Below are 16,838 nucleotides of genomic sequence, written 5' to 3'. Positions count from 1 at the left end.
GTCAGCCTTCCAGCTTCTGCAAATGCTGTTCGAGATATGGCCTGAGATGCTGGTGCTGCGTCGGCAGCTTCAGCGCCTCGCCGAGATGGGCAGTGTCCTCGTCGCGATCGAAGCCCGGCTCGTTGGTGGCGACCTCGAACAGCACGCCACCCGGTGTGCGGAAATAAATCGCCCAGAAATAATCACGGTCGATCACTGGCGTCACCTGGTAGCCGGTGTCCATCAGCGCCTTGCGCACTTCGAGCTGCTTGGCGCGGTTTTCGACGGCAAAGGCGACATGGTGGACCGAGCCGGCGCCGAGATTGGCGAAGGCGGCACCGGGCAACGATTCGATGTCGACGACATCGGCGCCGTTGCCGTTCTTGACCGCCAACCGCCTGACATTGCCGGACTTGTCGACCTCCTCATAGCCCATGAACTTCAAGAGCTCTTCGGTGGCGCCACCATCCTTCAGCCTGAGCGATACCGAGTGGAAACCGCGGATCGCTTCCTCGGCGGGTACGCCGCCCTTCACCCATGGCGCGCGGCTGTCGGCCCTGTCCTCGACCAGCGCGAAGCCATCGCCATCGGGACCGGCAAAGGCCAGCCGCTTCTCGCCGAAAGTCTCTTCGCGGGACAGCCCGGCGACGCCCGCATCGGCGAAGCGCTGCTCCCAATAGGCAAGCGTGCCCTCGGGCACCGAATAGACGGTGGTGCCGACTTCGCCGACACCATGGCGGCCCTTGCCGATGTTCGGGAACGGAAAGTAGGTCATCACCGAACCCGGCGTGCCGACCTCGTCGGCATAGTAGAGGTGGTAGACGTCGGGCGCGTCGAAATTGACGGTTTTCTTGACCCGGCGCAGGCCGAGCTTCTTGGTGAAGAACGCATTGTTCTGGCGCGCATCGCTGGCCATCGAAGTGACGTGATGCAGGCCCTTGATCTGGTCGAGCATTGTCTTGCTCCTTCCCTTGGTACTTGTGCGGCCCATGCCGCTGTCCACGCCAATATGAGGATAGGCACGTCGGCGGCAAAGGACGCAAACACAGAATGGACTGTGCTGTAAAAGTGAACGAAGAAGCCCATTTTGTTCACCAACCAACGAACCTACTCCGGCTTGCAACGGTCCGGAATTTCGGCTCCATGAGCGGCGCGCCTTCATCCAGCGAGGAGACCCAGATTGGCCAAGTCCGGTAGACGCCCGAACATTCTCCTCATCACCTGCGACCAATGGCGCGGCGATTGCCTGTCCGCCGCCGGCCATCCCGTGGTGAAGACTCCGAACGCCGACGCGCTTGCCGCCGACGGCGTCCTGTTCCGGCGCCACTATGGCGGGGCCGCACCATGCTCGCCGGCTCGCGCCTGCCTCTACACCGGCCTCTACCAGATGAACAACCGGGTCTGCCGCAACGGCACGCCGCTCGATGCCCGCCACGGCAACATCGCGCTCGCGGTCAGGGCCCTCGGCTATGACCCGACCCTGTTCGGCTATACCGACGTGTCGCTCGATCCGCGCCGCCTGGCGCCTGGCGACCCCAGGCTGAAGAGCTACGAGGGCGTGCTGCCCGGCTTCAGCGTGCGGCAGTTCCTGCCAGAGCACCAAAAACCTTGGCTGTCATGGCTGAAGGCGCGTGGCGTCGAAACCGGCGCTGGCTTTCCCGACATCCATCGCCCCGTCGGCGGAGAGGCCGGCGATGATGTGACCACCACGCCGCCCGTCTATTCGAAGGACGAGACACCGACGGCCTTCCTCGCCGGCGAGTTCATCCGCTGGCTCGGCGAACAGGAAGGCGGCGCGCCATGGTTCGCACACCTCTCCTTCATCAGCCCGCACCCGCCCTTCATCGTGCCGGAGCCCTACAACACTATGTACGATCCCGCCGACGGCCCCGCCTTCCGCCGTGCCGAGAGCTGGCAGGCCGAGGCCGCGAGCCATCCTTATCTTGCCTACGCTCTCGACCGGCAGAAGCGGAAAAACTTCCGCCCTGGCAGCGAAGGCAAGGTGCGCGACTGGGGCGACGACAATTTTCGCGCCATCCGCGCACTCTACTACGGCATGATTTCGGAAGTGGACGCGCAGCTCGGCCGCCTCTGGCAAGCGCTCAAGGCGGCCGGTGCCTGGGACGACACCGTCATCATGCTGACGTCGGACCACGCCGAGATGATGGGCGATCATCTGATGCTCGGCAAAGGCGGCTTCTTCGACGGCAGCTTTCACATCCCGCTGATCATCCGCGACGCGCGTCGCAGCGAGGCATCAGGCAGCCAGGTCGACCGCTTCACCGAGGCCGTGGACATACTGCCGACGCTGCTCGACCTTCTCGGTGAGCAATCGCCGCCGCATCTCGACGGATTTTCGCTGAAGCCGTTCCTGGGGGGCGAGACGCCCGAGGACTGGCGCGACGCGGCACACTGGGAATTCGATTTCCGCTCGATCGCCGGCGGCGAACCCGAACGCCATTTCGGCATCGGCCCGCGCCAGTGCAATCTGGCCGTCATCCGTACGGAAAAATTCAAGTACGTACATTTCGCAGGCGGCCTGCCGCCGCTGCTGTTCGACCTGGCGAAGGACCCTGGCGAGCTGACCAACGTCGCCACCGATCCGGCCTATGTCGCGGTGCGGCTGGAGTTTGCCGAAAAACTGCTCGGCTGGCGGGCCGCCCATCTCGACCAGTCTCTGGCGCTGGCCGAACTGACGGAGGACGGCGTTGTGGGGTACGTTGATAGGGGAGTAGGGAATAGGAACTAAGCTAGTCCTACTTCCCTACTTCCCTACTTCCCTACTTCCCTACTTCCCTACTTCCCTACTTCCCTACTTCCCTACTTCCCTACTTCACCATCATCCGCTGCTGGTCGCGCTTCTCGGCGTAGCTGCCCTTGTCGTAGGCGGCCTGTGCCTCGAGCTGCTCCTTGGTGAAGGTGGTATAGAGATACTTCTTGCCGTCCTTGTCGGTCATGAATTTGAGATTGTCCATGCCGACAGCCACTTCCTTCTCCCCGACGCCGAGGAAGCCACCAACGTCGACGATGACCGCGTCAGGCTTGTTGTCCGGCGCCAGCACGACATCGCCGATCTCGCCGACCTTGACGTCGTTGGCGCCGTAGACGGTCGTCCCTTTAAGGTCATCACCTCTGATTTCGCCGACCGGCATCTCTGTCAGCGCCGACTTGTCGATCGCCGCGGTCTGCGTGGGGTCGGTTGCCTTCACATCGGGCGCGGGTGTGGCCGGAGCCTCAGCTGTCTTTTCCCCCGGGGCCGGAGCGGTCGCTGTTGGGGCGGCAGCCTTCGGGACCTCGTTCGAGGCCGTGCTGGCCGCCGGTGCCGGATCATAGGCCTTGCGGTTGAAGTCCGGCTGCGCCTCCAGCTCTTCCTTGGTCGTCTGCACGACCAGCCAGCGATCGCCGTTCCGCTCGGCCCATTCCGTCTTTGCGAAGTCATAGGCGACGTTCTTTTCGCCCATGCCAAGGAACCCGCCGACGCCGATGACAAGCGACTGCGCCTTGTCGTCCTTGGTCAAAACGATGTCGTTCACATCGCCGATGTTCTGGGCGTCATCAGCGGTGCCGTTATAGACGGATTCGCCAATGATGTTGGTAGCCAGGTTCCCATCTGCCTTCTTTACAACGGGTTCAGCCGGCGCCGCGTTCATGTCGACGGGCTTCTGTGTTCCGGTAGCGTCCGTAGAAGCCGTCGGCGCTGTCGCCGACGTATCGGTCGAGGCTGCCGGGGCTGGGTCATAAGGCTTCCTGTCGAAGTCCGGCAGAGCCGTCAGCGCTTCCTTCGAAGTCTCCGCAACGAGCCAGCGGTCGCCGTTCTTCTCGACCCACTGCAGCTTGTCGTAGTCGAACGCGACATCCTTCGCCCCGATGCCAAGAAAGCCGCCGACGCCGATGACAGCGGATTTCGCCTTGCCGTTTTCGTCAAAGACAACATCGCTGACCTGGCCGATGCTTTGGGCATCGTCGGCCGTACCGTTATAGACGGATTCACCGATGATGTTGGTCATCAGGCTGCCTTCCGCGCGCATCACCGGAGCCGCGGGAGCATTCTCGGTGGCGGGCGCCTGTGCAGGCGCTGGGGTTGTTGCCGTCTGTGCGAAAGCGCCGGTTGCAATCAGCGTTGCCAACGCTGTCGTCGCCAAAAGAGTGCGGATCATGATCGTCTCTCCTCGTGCCTGATTTCTGCACGCCGAGCCAGACGAGCGGTCAGCCTCGGCATCCTCCTACTGGTTCACAACGTCGTGACCACGCTGTTGTTCCGAAATTAGGCGTGCTCGGCACATCCGGATAAGTCGCCGGAAACCTTGCGGGATTTCGCCCGAGCCAAGGGGAACCTTTCATCGGCCATTTCGTTTCAGCCTGTGGCTGGGGCCTTCCCGGCCCGATGGATTGTGAAGAAAATCGGAGCGGGCATGCGATTTGCGGCGGTGCTGAACCGGGACGGCGGCACCTTGCGCACGACCGATCTCCCGGCCTTTTCCGAGCAGATGCGCAAGACGCTGGAGGCAGCGGGCCATTCCATCGACATCGACATCGTTGCCGGTGGCGAGATCGAGGCCGCGCTGCAGAAAGCCGCGGCGAGGCGCGGTGTCAACGTCGTGCTTGCCGGTGGCGGCGACGGCACCATCTCGGCCGCGGCGGCCCTGCTGATGAACCGCAAGAAGGCATTGGCCATCCTGCCCGCCGGCACCATGAACCTTTTCGCTCGTGGGCTCGGCATCCCGCAAACGCTCGACGCTGCCGTGAAATCCTTTGCCGATAGCGAGGTGATCGCCGTCGACATTGCCAGCGCCAATGGCCGGCCATTCGTGCATCAGTTCTCGATCGGCCTGCATGCAAAAGTGGTGCAACTGCGCCAGAAGATGGAGTTCGGCTCACGCCTGGGAAAGATGCGGGCCTCGGTGCGTGCCGCCTGGGCAACCATCAACAACCCGCCGGCGATGAACGTGACGCTGACCATCGGCGAAGCCGAGATCATCACCCGCACCACCGGCATCGGCATCACCAACAACCTGTTCGGCGAAGGCCACCTGCCCTACGCCGACAATCCCACCGGTGGCATGCTCGGCATCTACATTGCGGTGGCGCGGCAGCGTGGCGAGTTGGCCAGGTTCTTCCTCGACATGGTGCGCGGCAGATGGCGCGACAGCGAGCATGTCGAAATCCACCAGGCCGACAGGGCGATGCTGAAAATCCATTCGGCAGCGAAGAAATTCCGCGCCGTCATGGACGGCGAGCTGGTCAGGCTCGACCGTGAAACGGAAATCCAGATCCACCCCGGCGCATTGAACGTGCTTGTGCCCGCGCGTACCGCCCAGGCCAGGGCCGCGTGATGCGCCAACCGGCCAAATTTCGAACCCTAGCCGTCTGGCGACTGCCCCTGACCTGGCGGCGTGTGGTCGATCATTCGACCATAAATCTCGGCACCGCCCCAGGCGACGAACGCCAGCAGCAAGGCTGCGATCAGGATGGTCAAGACACGCCGCCCCCAATGTCCCTGGCGAGCTTTGTCTTCAGGAATGATCTTGATCATCATCGGCCTTCGTATGGTTCGGCGCCGGCAGGCGCGTCTGGCAAAGCATGGTCGGGTAACGATTCCTTGCTACGAAGGTTCCGCGGGCGGCCGCGTCTGACGGCGTGGCGGCCTGCGACCACAAACCCGGGTATTCGGGGGCTCGGTGGACAACAGGGTTGAGAACGCACCGGCATTGCCGGCTGATGTGTTTGGCGCCGTAAACGCGCCGGACCGGCTTGCCGTGCTTCATGGCCTCGATGCGCTCGATACTGCGGCCGATCCGGACTTCGATCGCGTCAGTGGCCTCGCCGCGGCCGTCATGCAGGCGCCTGTTGCACTGATCACCCTGGTTGGCGCCGAGCGGCAGTGGTTCAAATCCTGCATTGGCTTCGACGAGACTGAGACGGCGACCGAAATATCGTTTTGCGCCCATGCGATCGCCGCTGGCGACGAGCCGATGGTGGTGGCCGACGCTACCCTCGACCCTCGCTTCGCCGGCAATCCGCTGGTCACCGGCAAGCACCACATTCGCTTCTACGCCGGCGCGCCGATGGTGGTGGCCGGCACCCGCATCGGCACGCTCTGCGTGCTCGACCGCAAACCGCACGCCTTTCCGTCTGCCGCCAAGCTCGAGCAATTGAAGGCGCTTGCCGGCCTTGCCGCCAGCCTGTTCATGCTGAAGGACGCCACTCGCAGCGGCGCCATCGCCGCGGCCGCACTTGAGCGCGAGGAAAAGCGCCGCGCCATCGCGCTCGACGCCGCATCGCTCGCCAGCTGGGCCTGGGACATCCGCACCGATATCATCGAATGCGATGTGCTGCTGTCGGAGCTGTTCAACCTGCCGCGCTCCAACCGGCTGCGAGCCCGCGACATCCTGGCCGCCATCGACCCGCGCGACGTCTACCAGACCGAGACGCGCTTTCGCGACGCGCTGACCGGCAGCGATGACTACTTTGGCGAATATCGCGTCAAGGGCATGCATCCGCCGCGCTGGGTGGCCACACGCGGCCGCGTCATCGAGCGCGACGGCGACGGCAAGCCGACGCTGATCTTCGGCGTCAACTACGACATCACCGAGCGCAAGCTCGGCGACGAGCGGCAACGGCTGCTGTTGCGCGAGCTGAACCACCGCGTCAAGAACACGCTGGCGACCGTGCAGGCGCTGGCGACACAGACCGTTCGCCATGCCCGCCAGCCCAGCGAATTCCTCGAAGCCTTCGGCGCCAGGCTGCAGGCGCTTGGCGTCGCCCACAATCTGTTGTCGGACCGCGAATGGCGCGGCATCGGCATCAGGGAACTGGTGCAGATCGAGGTCAAACCGTTCGACAGCACTGAGCGGCCGCGCATGACCATTTCCGGCGCCGATCTCCTGCTTACGCCTGATCAGGCGGTTGGGCTGGGCCTGATCCTGCACGAGCTTGCCAGCAACGCGCTGCAATACGGGTCGCTGTCGGTGGCGTCCGGAAAGGTCGATCTAACCTGGAAGGCCGAAGGCAAACGGGGCGCGCGGCGCCTGGTGCTGACCTGGCGAGAAAGCGGTGGCCCGCAGGTGGAGCCCCCCGACCGCCACGGCTTCGGCTCGATCCTGATCCGCCGCAGCCTGGCCAAGGTCATTTCCAGCGAGGTGACCCACGAATTCCGCCCCGAAGGCGTCTTCGCCGAAATCTCGATGCCGCTTGAGGATCTGCCGAAGTAAGCCCCAAATCTCTTTGTTTTGACGCAATTCCGGACGGAAAACCGTTACACACTTTTCCTGGCATTGCTTCAGTCCGCTTCGCCGCCATCCTTGTCATCGGCATCGGGTTTCACGTTCTCGCGGTAGATGGCGTAGGCGGCAAGCGCGACCGCCGGGCCGAGAATGGCACCCAGGCCGCCCTTGCCCTTGAGCAGCGCCGGCAATACGGCAAGGGCGGCCGTGATGCCGATCGCTTTCATGTCGGCGCTACGCCTGCGCGCCCGGCGCCGTGCGCGCGCACCGGCCGACAGCTGATAGACGATGAGGAGAAGTCCTGCGACCGCGAGGAAGCCGAAGCCGAAGGCTATGGCGGCTGGCAACGGGCCATAGCGTTCGGCCGCCCAGATATAGGCCGCCCCGATCAGGAAGCCGAGGCCGCACAGCGCGGCTATCGCGGCAACCGCATACGCGATTGCGGCCGTGCGCGCGCGGTGCAGGGCCGCAACCGTTTCGCCCGTGGCGAGGGCTGAGATCAGCGATGCCAGCATTCCCATCTGTGCGGAAACTAGCGCCGCGCCAGAAGCGCGAAAAGAAAGCCTACCCCGGCGGCGATTGCCAGCGAGGTCACCGGCTTTTCGCGCACGTTCGCAGCGATCTGCGCTTCGATGTCCTTGGCGTTGCCGCGCAGGCTGTCGAAGGCGGCTTCGCCCTGGGCGCGCAATTGCTCGACGCTCTCGGTGGCGGCACGGCGCGCCGTGCCATACCCATGTTCGCCGGTCTTGGCCAACTGCTTGGTGAGTTTTTCGATGTCGGCTTTCAATTGCCTGATGTCGGCTTCGAGATCCGAATTCGCCCGGCTTTCGTTCGCGCTCTTTCCAGTGGCAGTCGCCATTGCTTAACTCCTTGCGTTTGCTTGATTTCAAACGCCCTACACACACCAAGGTTCCGAAATCGGATCCGGCTTCATGAAAGGCTGTTTGCGCCTGCGAGTCCAGTCCGGCCCGATGTTCAGATCAGCGGCCGTCGATCCTCGCCCAGCCCTTCCCAGTGCGCCAGCTCCTTCAGTCTTTCGTGGTCGACCACCTGGCAGCCGCCATCGCGCCAGACGATCAGCTTGCGGTCCATCAGCTTGCGGATCGTCTTGTTGGTGTGGACCAGCGACAGGCCGAGCGTATCGGCGATGTGCTGCTGCGTGATCGGGATGCTGACCGGAGCCTTGCCGTTCAGCCCGACCGCGCGGGCGCGGCTGGAGATGAAGGCGATGAGATAGGCGGCGCGCTCCATCGCCGTGCGACGGCCAATGCTGAGCAAATTCTCGTCCAGCATGCGTTCCTCCCGCGACGCGATCCAGGTGATGTCGTAGGCAAGGCCGGGATGGTTGCGATAGAGCTCATGCAATTGTTCGCGCTCGAAGACGCAAAGCAGCATCGGCGACAGTGCCTCGACGGAGTGCTGCATCTCGCCCATCAGGCTGCCCTGCAGGCCGATGAGATCGCCGGGCATCGAATAGTTCAGGATCTGGCGGCGGCCGTCCGACAGCAGTTTGTAGCGGAAGGCCCAGCCCGAGAGCACAGTGTAGAGATGCGCGCTGTGGCTGCCCTCGACCAGGACCGTGGTGCCCTTGTCGACAGCCAGCTCTCCTTTTTTGAACGTGCTGACGAACAGCAGTTCCTGCTTCTCGAATTCGCGAAAGGCAGGCAGCGGCCGCAGCGGGCAGTTTTCGCAGGAATACTGACGGCTGGAAAAAGAACGACCGTTTTGCCCGGACATTTCGACCCTTCTTCCAACCCTCACCTTAAGAGGGTGGACAGCAACGCTTTGCAAGGGATCGAGGTTCCGGCAATCACCAAGCCTTTCAACCGGCCATGTCTTTTTTAAATGACAGGCCGCCAAATAGCGCTCATGACTCGCTCCGTTTCAAGGAGACATTGCCCTGTGCCCTCATTGCTCGACGGATTGCGGATCCTCGTCCTCGAAGATGAATTCCTGATCGCCATGGATGTCGAGCAGCTGTGCCGCGACTATGGCGCCGGCGACGTGGTGATTGCTCGCGACCTCACGGAAATCGAGCCCCAGGATGTCGTTGCGCAATTCGACGCGGCCATTGTCGACCTCATGCTGGGCGGCGCTTCGACGCTCGACTTTGCCTCGCGGCTGCGCCAGCAGGGCGTGCCTTTCATCTTCGCTTCGGGCCATTCGGACGCCGACGAGATCAAGGCGTCCTTTCCGGGCATCAGATTGGTCGCCAAGCCCTATTCCGGAGACGATCTCGTCGAGGCCGTGGCCGCGGCCTGCGGCCGTGGACCACTCGTCTGAACGTGCTGAAACCCGGCTTCGAAGCCCCGTCGCCATTCAAGCGGCGTTCGACCCTGTCACCTGCGCCGAGATGGCATCCGGACCGTACTCGTCTTCGCCGGAAATCTTCAGGATCTCCTGCAGCCGTGTCCGGGCGCGGCTGACGCGGCTTTTGATCGTCCCGACCGCACAGCCGCAGATCTCGGCTGCCTCCTCGTAGGAAAAGCCCGACGCACCAATCAGGATGATGGCTTCGCGCTGGTCCTCGGGCAGTTGCTCGAGCGCGCCGCGAAAATCCTTGAGGTCGAGCTGGCCGTGCTGGGCCGGATGCACCGCGAGCCTCGCCGTCATGATGCCGTCGCTGTCCTGCACCTCGCGGCCGCGCTTGCGCATTTGAGAGTAGAATTCATTGCGCAGGATGGTGAACAGCCAGGCCTTGAGATTGGTGCCCGGCTGGAAGCTTTCATGCTTGTCCCAGGCCTTGACCAGCGTTTCCTGCACCAGGTCGTCGGCCTTGTCGGCGTTCTGCGTCAGCGACACGGCAAAGGCGCGCAGGCTCGGGATCGAGCCGAGCAGATCGGTCTTGAAGCTCTGGGAAACGGCCGTCATGCTCAGTCCTTCTTCGGTGCGGGTTCGGTCCGCTCCAGCTGGCTGAGCAGCTGGGCAAAGCGATCCGGCACATGATCGGAGACCAGCTCATCGTAATATTGCTTGAGTTTGCGGCCGATTTCCGAGTTTGGCCCGAGCGGGTCACCGGAACCGGCCCGGCGCCTGCCTGCGGCGCCAGCCCTGGTATTTTTCGTCATATCTTTCATTTCGCCCTTGATTCCAGCACCCGAGCCGCACCCCAACAACACAAAACACAAGGCAAGCGGCACCCTCGTCTGGTTTGCCCATCCCAGCCCAGAACGCCCTCCTCTTATGTTAGTTCCACGTTGATCGGAACTTTTTCGGGAAGCTGGCGTTTGGGTCTTCGGGACTTGCATTCGGCTTGACCTGCGATCTATGCAATTGCGTCATCTGAGGGAGACGTCCATCATGAGCTTGTCCGCCACCATCGCGCCGCACCTGCCGTTCCTGCGCCGCTTCTCGCGCGCCGTTTCCGGATCACAGGAAAGTGGCGATGCACTGGTCGCCGCGATGCTCGAAGCCATCATCGCCGACGTCGATGTCTTTCCCGATGCATCGAACGACCGCATTGCGCTGTACAAGGTTTTCGCCAGGCTGTTCACCTCGATCGCCATCCGTGTTCCGCAGGAGCATGCCCAATCGGCATGGGAGCAGCGCGCGGCGGCCAATCTGAACGCGATCGCCCCGCGCCCGCGCCAGGCCTTCCTGCTGGTCGCCGTCGAAGGCTTCAGCGAGGATGAGGCGGCAGAAATCCTCGATGCCGACGAACAGGAGTTCTCGGACCTGCTTGCCCAGGCCAGCAACGAGATTTCCCGCCAGGTGGCGACCGATGTGCTGATCATCGAGGACGAGCCGCTGATCGCCATGGACATCGAGGAAATGGTCGAGAGCCTTGGCCACCGCGTCGTCGGAACGGCGCGCACCCATGCCGAGGCGGTGACGATATTCGGCAAGACGCGACCGAAGATGGTGCTGGCCGACATCCAGCTTGCCGACGGCAGCTCGGGCATCGAAGCGGTGAACGAGATCCTGTCGTCCACATCGGTGCCTGTGATCTTCATCACCGCCTTTCCAGAACGCCTGCTGACCGGCGAACGGCCTGAACCAGCCTTCCTCGTCACCAAGCCGTTCAATCCGGATATGGTCAAGGCGCTGATCAGCCAGGCGCTGTTCTTCGACAGGCAAGCCAAGGCGGCCGCATAGGGCCGAGGCCCGCGCCATCGCGGCGCTGGCCTGTTTCCCAGATGAAATGACCTTTCTTCGTGCCTCGGTGCCCGCCAAGTTGGCGGTTCGCGCTGCACGACTGAATTTCGCGCCCGAGCGGTTTTCCAGGGATCGTCTTTTTCGGCAAATGGTGGAACAAACACCAACCAACCACGTTTTGCCTCAGCATTGGAAGGAGACGGATCATGCTCTACTGGGCGCTGGTATTTCTCGTCGTGGCGATCATCGCCGGCGCGCTTGGTTTCGGCGGCATCGCCGGCACCTCGGCCGGCATTGCACAGATACTGTTCTTCATCTTTCTCGCCTTCCTGATCATTTCGCTGCTTGCCGGCCTGTTCAAACGGGCGTGAGGGCAGGCGCGAACGGACACTGGAAGCCGCACCCCTCAAACGGTTTCCAGCCACCGCCGGGCGGTGCACTCCAACGAGGTGCCGCCCGGCGGACCGTTTGAGGGAACCCAATTCACAGTGAACCGTTCAGCCTGGGATCGGTGGCAATGATCGATGCGTTCCAAGGCGCCAGAAATGATCGACAGCCCGCGGAGTGATGAAGTCATCGCTCTGCATCCAGCCGAAAGCGGAATGCAGCTTGGCCGGGCTCTTCTCCACGCGTTGCACAATGCCGGCATTTCGGTTCTCTACCAGGATCGCGAGATGAAGACCGTGTGGGCGCGCAACATGCGCGCGCCATGGGCGTCCGACAGCGCCGACAGCAACGGCATATTGCCGCCGGCGCAGGCAGAGCGCATCGGCGCCGCCAAGCGCAACGTCATCGCCTCTGGCAATCCGGAGCGTCTCGAACTCGGTGTTCCCGCCGAGGACGGCATACGCTGGTTCCAGGTGTGGATCGATGCCGATCACGGCGAAAACGGCGCCGTACAGGGCGTCGTCACCACCATGGTGGAAACGACCGAGCAGAAACGCCGCGAGCAGACCTTGAAGACACTGCTGCGCGAGGTCAGCCATCGCTCGAAGAACCTTTTGGCCATCATCCAGAGCATCGCTACCCAGACCGGCCGCTATTCCGAGACACTCGGCGATTTCCTGACGCGCTTTCGCGGCCGGCTGCAGTCGCTGGCCTCATCCCAGGATCTGGTGACGTCCTCCAACTGGCGGGGTGCAGCCCTGCGCGAGCTGGTCTCCGGACAGGTTGCGCGCTACGGCTCCGACCCCCGGCGAAGCTTGCGTTTCGCCGGCGAGAATCCCTACCTCAACCCGAATGCCGCCTTGCATATCGGCCTGGCGATGCACGAACTCGCCGTCAATTCGGTGAGCTACGGCGCCCTGTCGCGGCCGGATGGCTTTGTCGAGGTCACAGCCAGACTGACCGCCGCTTCCGCTGACAAGCCTGCCTTGTCGCTGACATGGGCCGAAGCCATCGGCGCCCGTGACCGGCAACCCAGGGAGAAGCGTTTCGGCAGCGTTGCGCTCGAGCGTGTCGTGCCGACATCGCTGAACGGAACGGCGACGCTCGAGATCACCGGCGACCGTGTCGAATACCGCCTCGTCGTGCCGCACGGCAATTTCGAAACGGACTGACCGGATATCGCCGAGAAGTTGCAGTTCTTAACCGGCTGTTCACCATAAAATTGGATGCTGCCTTACCCGGATTGCGCTGGAGCCTGCCGACCCGCCGGATGTCCCGCCGCGGTCGCAGCGCAACAGAGCAATTCAGGAAGAGTGCGCAGCGGTTTTCCGTTCGGATTTGCGCAAAAACAAATACTTAGAGCGGAGCAGCGTTTCTATCAAAACCGCTCTAGGGGAGGATTGGTCTTGACGGTTGCCGACATGAACAGGCTTGAGCAAGCCGCCCGCGTCTCGATGAGTGGATTCCAGGATCCCGAGACCTCGGCCGCGGCTTCGCGGCACTTCCACCCTATGCTTCGTTTCGCCGCTGTCGTGTTGGTCGCTGCTGCGGTGCTGGCGGCGGCTTGGCAACTGACCTGACGTCGAACCCGAACAATCTCGCGCTCGTCTGAAATCGCTGCGGAGCCTTCGGCGAACTGCTGCCTCCAATTGTTGGCTGCCGCGCCGCCGGCGCAGGAACTTTGGCTGATTTCGACCGTTCTTATGGCGAGAGGTTTGTCGCCATGGAACACATCGCTGCTTTGCTCCTGGTCATCGGTTGCTCGAACACCATGACCGAGTGCCATGAATTGTCCGTGCCGGTCAGTGTCTTCGAGACCGCCGCGGAATGCACCGCCGAAAGGCCTTTTGCCCTGACCGATGTCCAGGGCCAGGCTCCGCATATCGTTGCCGAGTGCCTCGCTGTCGATCCGGCGCTGGAGGATGACTATGACCAGATCGTCTGGAACGTGCGCCCGGACGGCACGCTCGACGCCTCCTTGCAGGTTTCCAACCTTGTGGTTGCATCGAACGCTGCGCGCCCCGAAAAAGACTATCTTAGCCAACAGTAAAATCGGGCGGGCAAAGGCCGATGTTTCATGCTAAATGACGGCTGGTGCTCGCTAAAGTGAGGACAAAGTGAGGAGAGACTCTATGCGGAAAGTGATTATTGCCATGGTTGCCGTGGTCGCAATCAGCGGCTGCAGCACGACCGAGCAGGACGTTGGCGTCGGCGCCGGTGTCGGCGCAGTGGCCGGCGGCCTGATCGGCGGCGGCAAGGGTGCGCTCATCGGCGCAGCCGTCGGTGCCGGATCCGGTCTGCTCGTGCGCAACCTGCGCAATGGCTATTGCCAGTACCGCGACAATCGCGGTCGTCTCTACACGGCCCGCTGCTGATCCGCTTCAGCATGCAAGCATAGCAACGGAGACCGGTTCGTCCGGTCTCCGTTTTTCTGCGTCGTGGTTTTCCGTCCGGAATTGCATAAAAACAAATAGTTAGAGCAATTCCAGGAAAAGTGTGAAACGGTTTTCCGTCCGGAATTGCGTCAAAACAAACAGATAGAGCGGTTCTGCGTTTCCGTGCAACGATGAACCGCTCTAGAGCCGGCCAGCGATTCAGACCAATGGGATCCTGATTTTCACCCTCAGCCCGTCGGCCTGAAAGTCTCGCTTGATCGTACCGCGCAATTCGCGCGTGACGTTGAGATCGATCAGCTTGGTGCCGAAGCCGGTCTTGACCGGCGCTTCCAGCCTCTTGCCCCCGGTTTCACGCCAGTTGAGCGCCAGCGTCCTGTCATGCCCACGGCCTTCGACCGACCAGTCGACCTTGAGCGCGCCGACCGAATTGCCGGCCTCGCCATATTTTAGCGCATTCGTCGCCAACTCATGGAAGGTCAGGCCGAGCGCTTGCGTCGTCGTCTCGTCGAGCAGCACTTCCGGCCCCGACAATATCCCCTCGGGAAGCTCCTTGCCGAACACCTGGCCAAGCTCGATGCGCAGCAGGTCGCCGAGATCGGCCTTCTGCCAGCGCGAGCGCGTCAGCATGTCCTGCGAAGCAGCCATCGCCTGCAGCCTGGCCGAAAAGGATGACGAGAACTCCTTCACGTCGGTGGCGTGCGAGGCCGTCTGGCGGGCGATTGCCAGCACCCTGGTGATCGAGTTCTTGATGCGATGCTTCATCTCCTGCAGCATCAGGTCCTTTTCGAGCAGGCTCTTTTCGGTCGTCTCGTGCAGCAGTGAAACCGCGTCATAGGCCCGCTCCTGAAAGCGGGCCACCAACGCGATGGCGCCGGCAAGCAGTAGCCCGAACAGGCCGAGCATCACCGGAATGGCGCGCGACGAGGGCTGCGAGAAGGCGCTTGTCGGCCTGAACAGGACGGTCCATGGCCGCCCGGCCACGACGATCTTGCGGGTGACCAGCAGCCGGTCGCCGAATATCGAAACCGGCGGCGTCTCAGACTGGAACAGAAGATTTCCGGCATCCACCTCGCCGTCATAGATTTCGGTATTGACCGGCAGCAGCGGCGCGCGGCTAAGCGCGATCTGGAACAGGTCGCGGGCGCGGAAGGCAGCATAGAGGAAACCCGCCGTCGAGGAGCGCGTGGCGTTGATGACATCAGGCGCGGTCTCGACATTGAGCCGCACGAAGACCAGGAAGCCTGTAAAGGTTTGCGCGGCACCCGTCCCCTGGCCGAGTTGGATCAGGCCGCTTGCGTGCTGCTGGTCGTCGGCCATCGCCTTTTCGATCGCCACCCGCCGGACCGGTTCGGTGAACATGTCGAAGCCGATGCTGGCCTCGTTGGACGGGTCCATCGGTTCGAACAGCACGATCGGTGTGCGCCATGGCTGCGTCGTCGCCGGATAGACCGCATGCGCGACACCCTGGTCGCGCAGTATGTCGCGCTCGACCGCGGCCTCGTCGCCGGTCTTGGCCAGCCTGAGATAACCGATGCCGCGCAGTCCGGCGAAATTGCTGTCGACATCGAGCGCGCTGAAGAAAGCCTTGAACTCACCGCGCGAAATGTCGCCGTTGCGGACGTCGAACAGCGCCTGGGTCGAGCGCAGCAGCGACAGATGCAGATCGATGCGGCTCTCGATGCGATTGAGCGCGTCATCCGCCGTCGCCGCGAACTTGATGCGCGCCGCCTCCTGCGTGGCGAAATAGGCAAAGCCCGCCATCGTCAGGCTGATCAGCGCGACGGCGATGAAGGCGACGATCGGGAAAAACTTCTTCAATGGATGGTGTTGTCCATGGGCGATTCGGACCCCTTTTATGGGCAAGTCCCCGCGCCAACACAATGGCGCGGCCAAACCATCATGACGGCTGGCATATCGCATAGAAGATAATTAGCCGGCTTACTTTGTGCTTCAGGCCGCAATTTTCAGTGCGCCTGGCCCGGGAATGGCACCGGGCGGGCATTTGCCGAGGATGATCATGCCGAGCACCTCGTCCTGCGTGACGTCGCTGGTGCGCGCTGTGCCGACGACCTGGCCGTTCTTCATCACGCAGACCCGGTCGGCAAGCTCGAACACGTCATGGATGTCATGGCTGATCAGGAAAATGCCGATGCCGTCGGCCTTCAACTGCCTGACCAGTTCGCCGACCTGGGCTGTTTCCTGCGGCCCAAGTGCGGCCGTCGGCTCGTCCATGATCAGGATGCGGGCATTGAACAGGATAGCGCGCGCGATCGCCACCGACTGCCGCTGGCCGCCCGAGAGCTTGACCACCGGTTCCTTGAAGCGCTGGAAGCGTGGATTGAGGCGGCCCATCACCTTGCGCGCCTCGGCCTCCATGGCGACATCGTCGAGCGTGCCCCAGCCGGTCATCAGCTCGCGGCCGAGAAACAGGTTGGCGGCGGCGTCGACATTGTCGGCAAGCGCCAGCGTCTGGTAGATCGTCTCGATGCCGTATTTCTTGGCGTCGCGCGGGTTGAAGATCGAAGCCTCCTCGCCGTTGACGAAGATCTGGCCCGCATCGCGCTTGTAGGCGCCGGACAGGATCTTGATCAGCGTCGACTTGCCGGCGCCGTTATGGCCGAGCAGCGCCACCACCTCGCCCGGGAAGAGATCGATCGACGCATCATCGACGGCGCGAATACCGCCGAAGGCGATCGAGATGTTGCGCATGTCGATCAGCGGGGTGCCCGTGGGAGTAGTCTTTTCCATGGCGCGTCCT

Annotated in this window: 20 protein-coding genes; 10 read left to right on the top strand and 10 right to left on the bottom strand. The window is 62.9% G+C overall.

Features of this window, described 5'->3' with window-relative positions:
* Position 1: 1 nt before the first annotated feature.
* A complete protein-coding gene (locus AC1RUK_RS31765; RefSeq protein ID WP_436169479.1) occupies positions 2 to 934 on the bottom strand; it encodes a VOC family protein in 933 nt (310 codons plus the stop codon).
* 225 nt (positions 935 to 1,159) lie between these two features.
* On the opposite strand from AC1RUK_RS31765, the gene AC1RUK_RS31760 reads away from it, so the two are divergent.
* On the top strand, positions 1,160 to 2,728 hold the full coding sequence (locus tag AC1RUK_RS31760) for an alkaline phosphatase family protein (RefSeq protein ID WP_481837475.1): 1,569 nt from the start codon (positions 1,160 to 1,162) through the stop codon (positions 2,726 to 2,728).
* 79 nt (positions 2,729 to 2,807) lie between these two features.
* Here the strand turns inward: AC1RUK_RS31760 and AC1RUK_RS31755 are convergent, their stop codons facing one another.
* The gene (locus AC1RUK_RS31755; RefSeq protein WP_481837476.1) at positions 2,808 to 4,136 is read right to left on the bottom strand and encodes a PRC-barrel domain-containing protein; all 1,329 of its coding nucleotides are present in this window, start codon (positions 4,134 to 4,136) and stop codon (positions 2,808 to 2,810) included.
* Between the two features lie 255 nt (positions 4,137 to 4,391).
* Between AC1RUK_RS31755 and AC1RUK_RS31750 the strand changes: the two genes are divergently transcribed.
* A complete protein-coding gene (locus AC1RUK_RS31750) occupies positions 4,392 to 5,312 on the top strand; it encodes a diacylglycerol/lipid kinase family protein (RefSeq protein ID WP_481837477.1) in 921 nt (306 codons plus the stop codon).
* Between the two features lie 26 nt (positions 5,313 to 5,338).
* Here the strand turns inward: AC1RUK_RS31750 and AC1RUK_RS31745 are convergent, their stop codons facing one another.
* Positions 5,339 to 5,515, bottom strand: a complete 177-nt coding sequence (locus AC1RUK_RS31745) for a hypothetical protein (RefSeq protein WP_481839627.1) — start codon at positions 5,513 to 5,515, stop codon at positions 5,339 to 5,341.
* Between the two features lie 142 nt (positions 5,516 to 5,657).
* Here AC1RUK_RS31745 and AC1RUK_RS31740 point away from each other — a divergent pair, with 142 nt between their 5' ends.
* Positions 5,658 to 7,190 carry a sensor histidine kinase gene (locus AC1RUK_RS31740; RefSeq protein ID WP_436169483.1) on the top strand — a complete coding sequence of 511 codons (1,533 nt, stop codon included), beginning with the start codon at positions 5,658 to 5,660 and terminating at the stop codon, positions 7,188 to 7,190.
* A 68-nt stretch (positions 7,191 to 7,258) separates the two neighbouring features.
* On the opposite strand, the gene AC1RUK_RS31735 is transcribed toward AC1RUK_RS31740, so the two are convergent.
* The 3 genes from AC1RUK_RS31735 to AC1RUK_RS31725 form a co-directional block, all read right to left on the bottom strand.
* Positions 7,259 to 7,723, bottom strand: a complete 465-nt coding sequence (locus AC1RUK_RS31735; protein ID WP_481837478.1) for a hypothetical protein — start codon at positions 7,721 to 7,723, stop codon at positions 7,259 to 7,261.
* Between the two features lie 11 nt (positions 7,724 to 7,734).
* Entirely contained in the window at positions 7,735 to 8,061 is a 327-nt protein-coding gene (locus tag AC1RUK_RS31730; protein WP_481837479.1) for an ElaB/YgaM/YqjD family protein, read from the bottom strand.
* Positions 8,062 to 8,177: 116 nt separating this feature from the next.
* A complete protein-coding gene (locus AC1RUK_RS31725; protein ID WP_481837480.1) occupies positions 8,178 to 8,939 on the bottom strand; it encodes a Crp/Fnr family transcriptional regulator in 762 nt (253 codons plus the stop codon).
* A 225-nt stretch (positions 8,940 to 9,164) separates the two neighbouring features.
* Between AC1RUK_RS31725 and AC1RUK_RS31720 the strand changes: the two genes are divergently transcribed.
* Entirely contained in the window at positions 9,165 to 9,485 is a 321-nt protein-coding gene (locus AC1RUK_RS31720; RefSeq protein WP_436171799.1) for a response regulator, read from the top strand.
* A 36-nt stretch (positions 9,486 to 9,521) separates the two neighbouring features.
* Here AC1RUK_RS31720 and AC1RUK_RS31715 read toward each other — a convergent pair whose 3' ends face one another.
* Positions 9,522 to 10,073 (bottom strand): RNA polymerase sigma factor, encoded by a 552-nt coding sequence (locus AC1RUK_RS31715; protein WP_006203856.1) that lies wholly within the window; start codon positions 10,071 to 10,073, stop codon positions 9,522 to 9,524.
* Between the two features lie 2 nt (positions 10,074 to 10,075).
* On the bottom strand, positions 10,076 to 10,279 hold the full coding sequence (locus AC1RUK_RS31710; protein WP_481839340.1) for a NepR family anti-sigma factor: 204 nt from the start codon (positions 10,277 to 10,279) through the stop codon (positions 10,076 to 10,078).
* Between the two features lie 223 nt (positions 10,280 to 10,502).
* On the opposite strand from AC1RUK_RS31710, the gene AC1RUK_RS31705 reads away from it, so the two are divergent.
* The 6 genes from AC1RUK_RS31705 (at position 10,503) to AC1RUK_RS31680 (ending at position 14,059) form a co-directional block, all read left to right on the top strand.
* Positions 10,503 to 11,297: a response regulator gene (locus AC1RUK_RS31705; RefSeq protein ID WP_481837481.1), complete on the top strand. Its 795-nt coding sequence runs from the start codon at positions 10,503 to 10,505 to the stop codon at positions 11,295 to 11,297.
* A 206-nt stretch (positions 11,298 to 11,503) separates the two neighbouring features.
* The gene (locus tag AC1RUK_RS31700) at positions 11,504 to 11,668 is read left to right on the top strand and encodes a DUF1328 domain-containing protein (protein WP_140554166.1); all 165 of its coding nucleotides are present in this window, start codon (positions 11,504 to 11,506) and stop codon (positions 11,666 to 11,668) included.
* Between the two features lie 153 nt (positions 11,669 to 11,821).
* A complete protein-coding gene (locus tag AC1RUK_RS31695) occupies positions 11,822 to 12,856 on the top strand; it encodes a sensor histidine kinase (protein ID WP_481837482.1) in 1,035 nt (344 codons plus the stop codon).
* 234 nt (positions 12,857 to 13,090) lie between these two features.
* Entirely contained in the window at positions 13,091 to 13,264 is a 174-nt protein-coding gene (locus tag AC1RUK_RS31690; RefSeq protein ID WP_481837483.1) for a hypothetical protein, read from the top strand.
* 143 nt (positions 13,265 to 13,407) lie between these two features.
* On the top strand, positions 13,408 to 13,734 hold the full coding sequence (locus AC1RUK_RS31685) for a hypothetical protein (protein ID WP_481839341.1): 327 nt from the start codon (positions 13,408 to 13,410) through the stop codon (positions 13,732 to 13,734).
* Between the two features lie 82 nt (positions 13,735 to 13,816).
* Entirely contained in the window at positions 13,817 to 14,059 is a 243-nt protein-coding gene (locus AC1RUK_RS31680; RefSeq protein ID WP_481837484.1) for a YMGG-like glycine zipper-containing protein, read from the top strand.
* A 219-nt stretch (positions 14,060 to 14,278) separates the two neighbouring features.
* Here AC1RUK_RS31680 and AC1RUK_RS31675 read toward each other — a convergent pair whose 3' ends face one another.
* Positions 14,279 to 15,898 carry a CHASE domain-containing protein gene (locus tag AC1RUK_RS31675; protein ID WP_481837485.1) on the bottom strand — a complete coding sequence of 540 codons (1,620 nt, stop codon included), beginning with the start codon at positions 15,896 to 15,898 and terminating at the stop codon, positions 14,279 to 14,281.
* A 132-nt stretch (positions 15,899 to 16,030) separates the two neighbouring features.
* Positions 16,031 to 16,828, bottom strand: coding sequence for an ATP-binding cassette domain-containing protein (locus tag AC1RUK_RS31670; protein ID WP_481837486.1), 798 nt, complete (start codon positions 16,826 to 16,828; stop codon positions 16,031 to 16,033).
* Between the last annotated feature and the right edge of the window lie 10 nt (positions 16,829 to 16,838).

The organism is Mesorhizobium monacense, from assembly GCF_056781675.1.
This window is presented reverse-complemented; position numbering and strand designations above follow the sequence as displayed.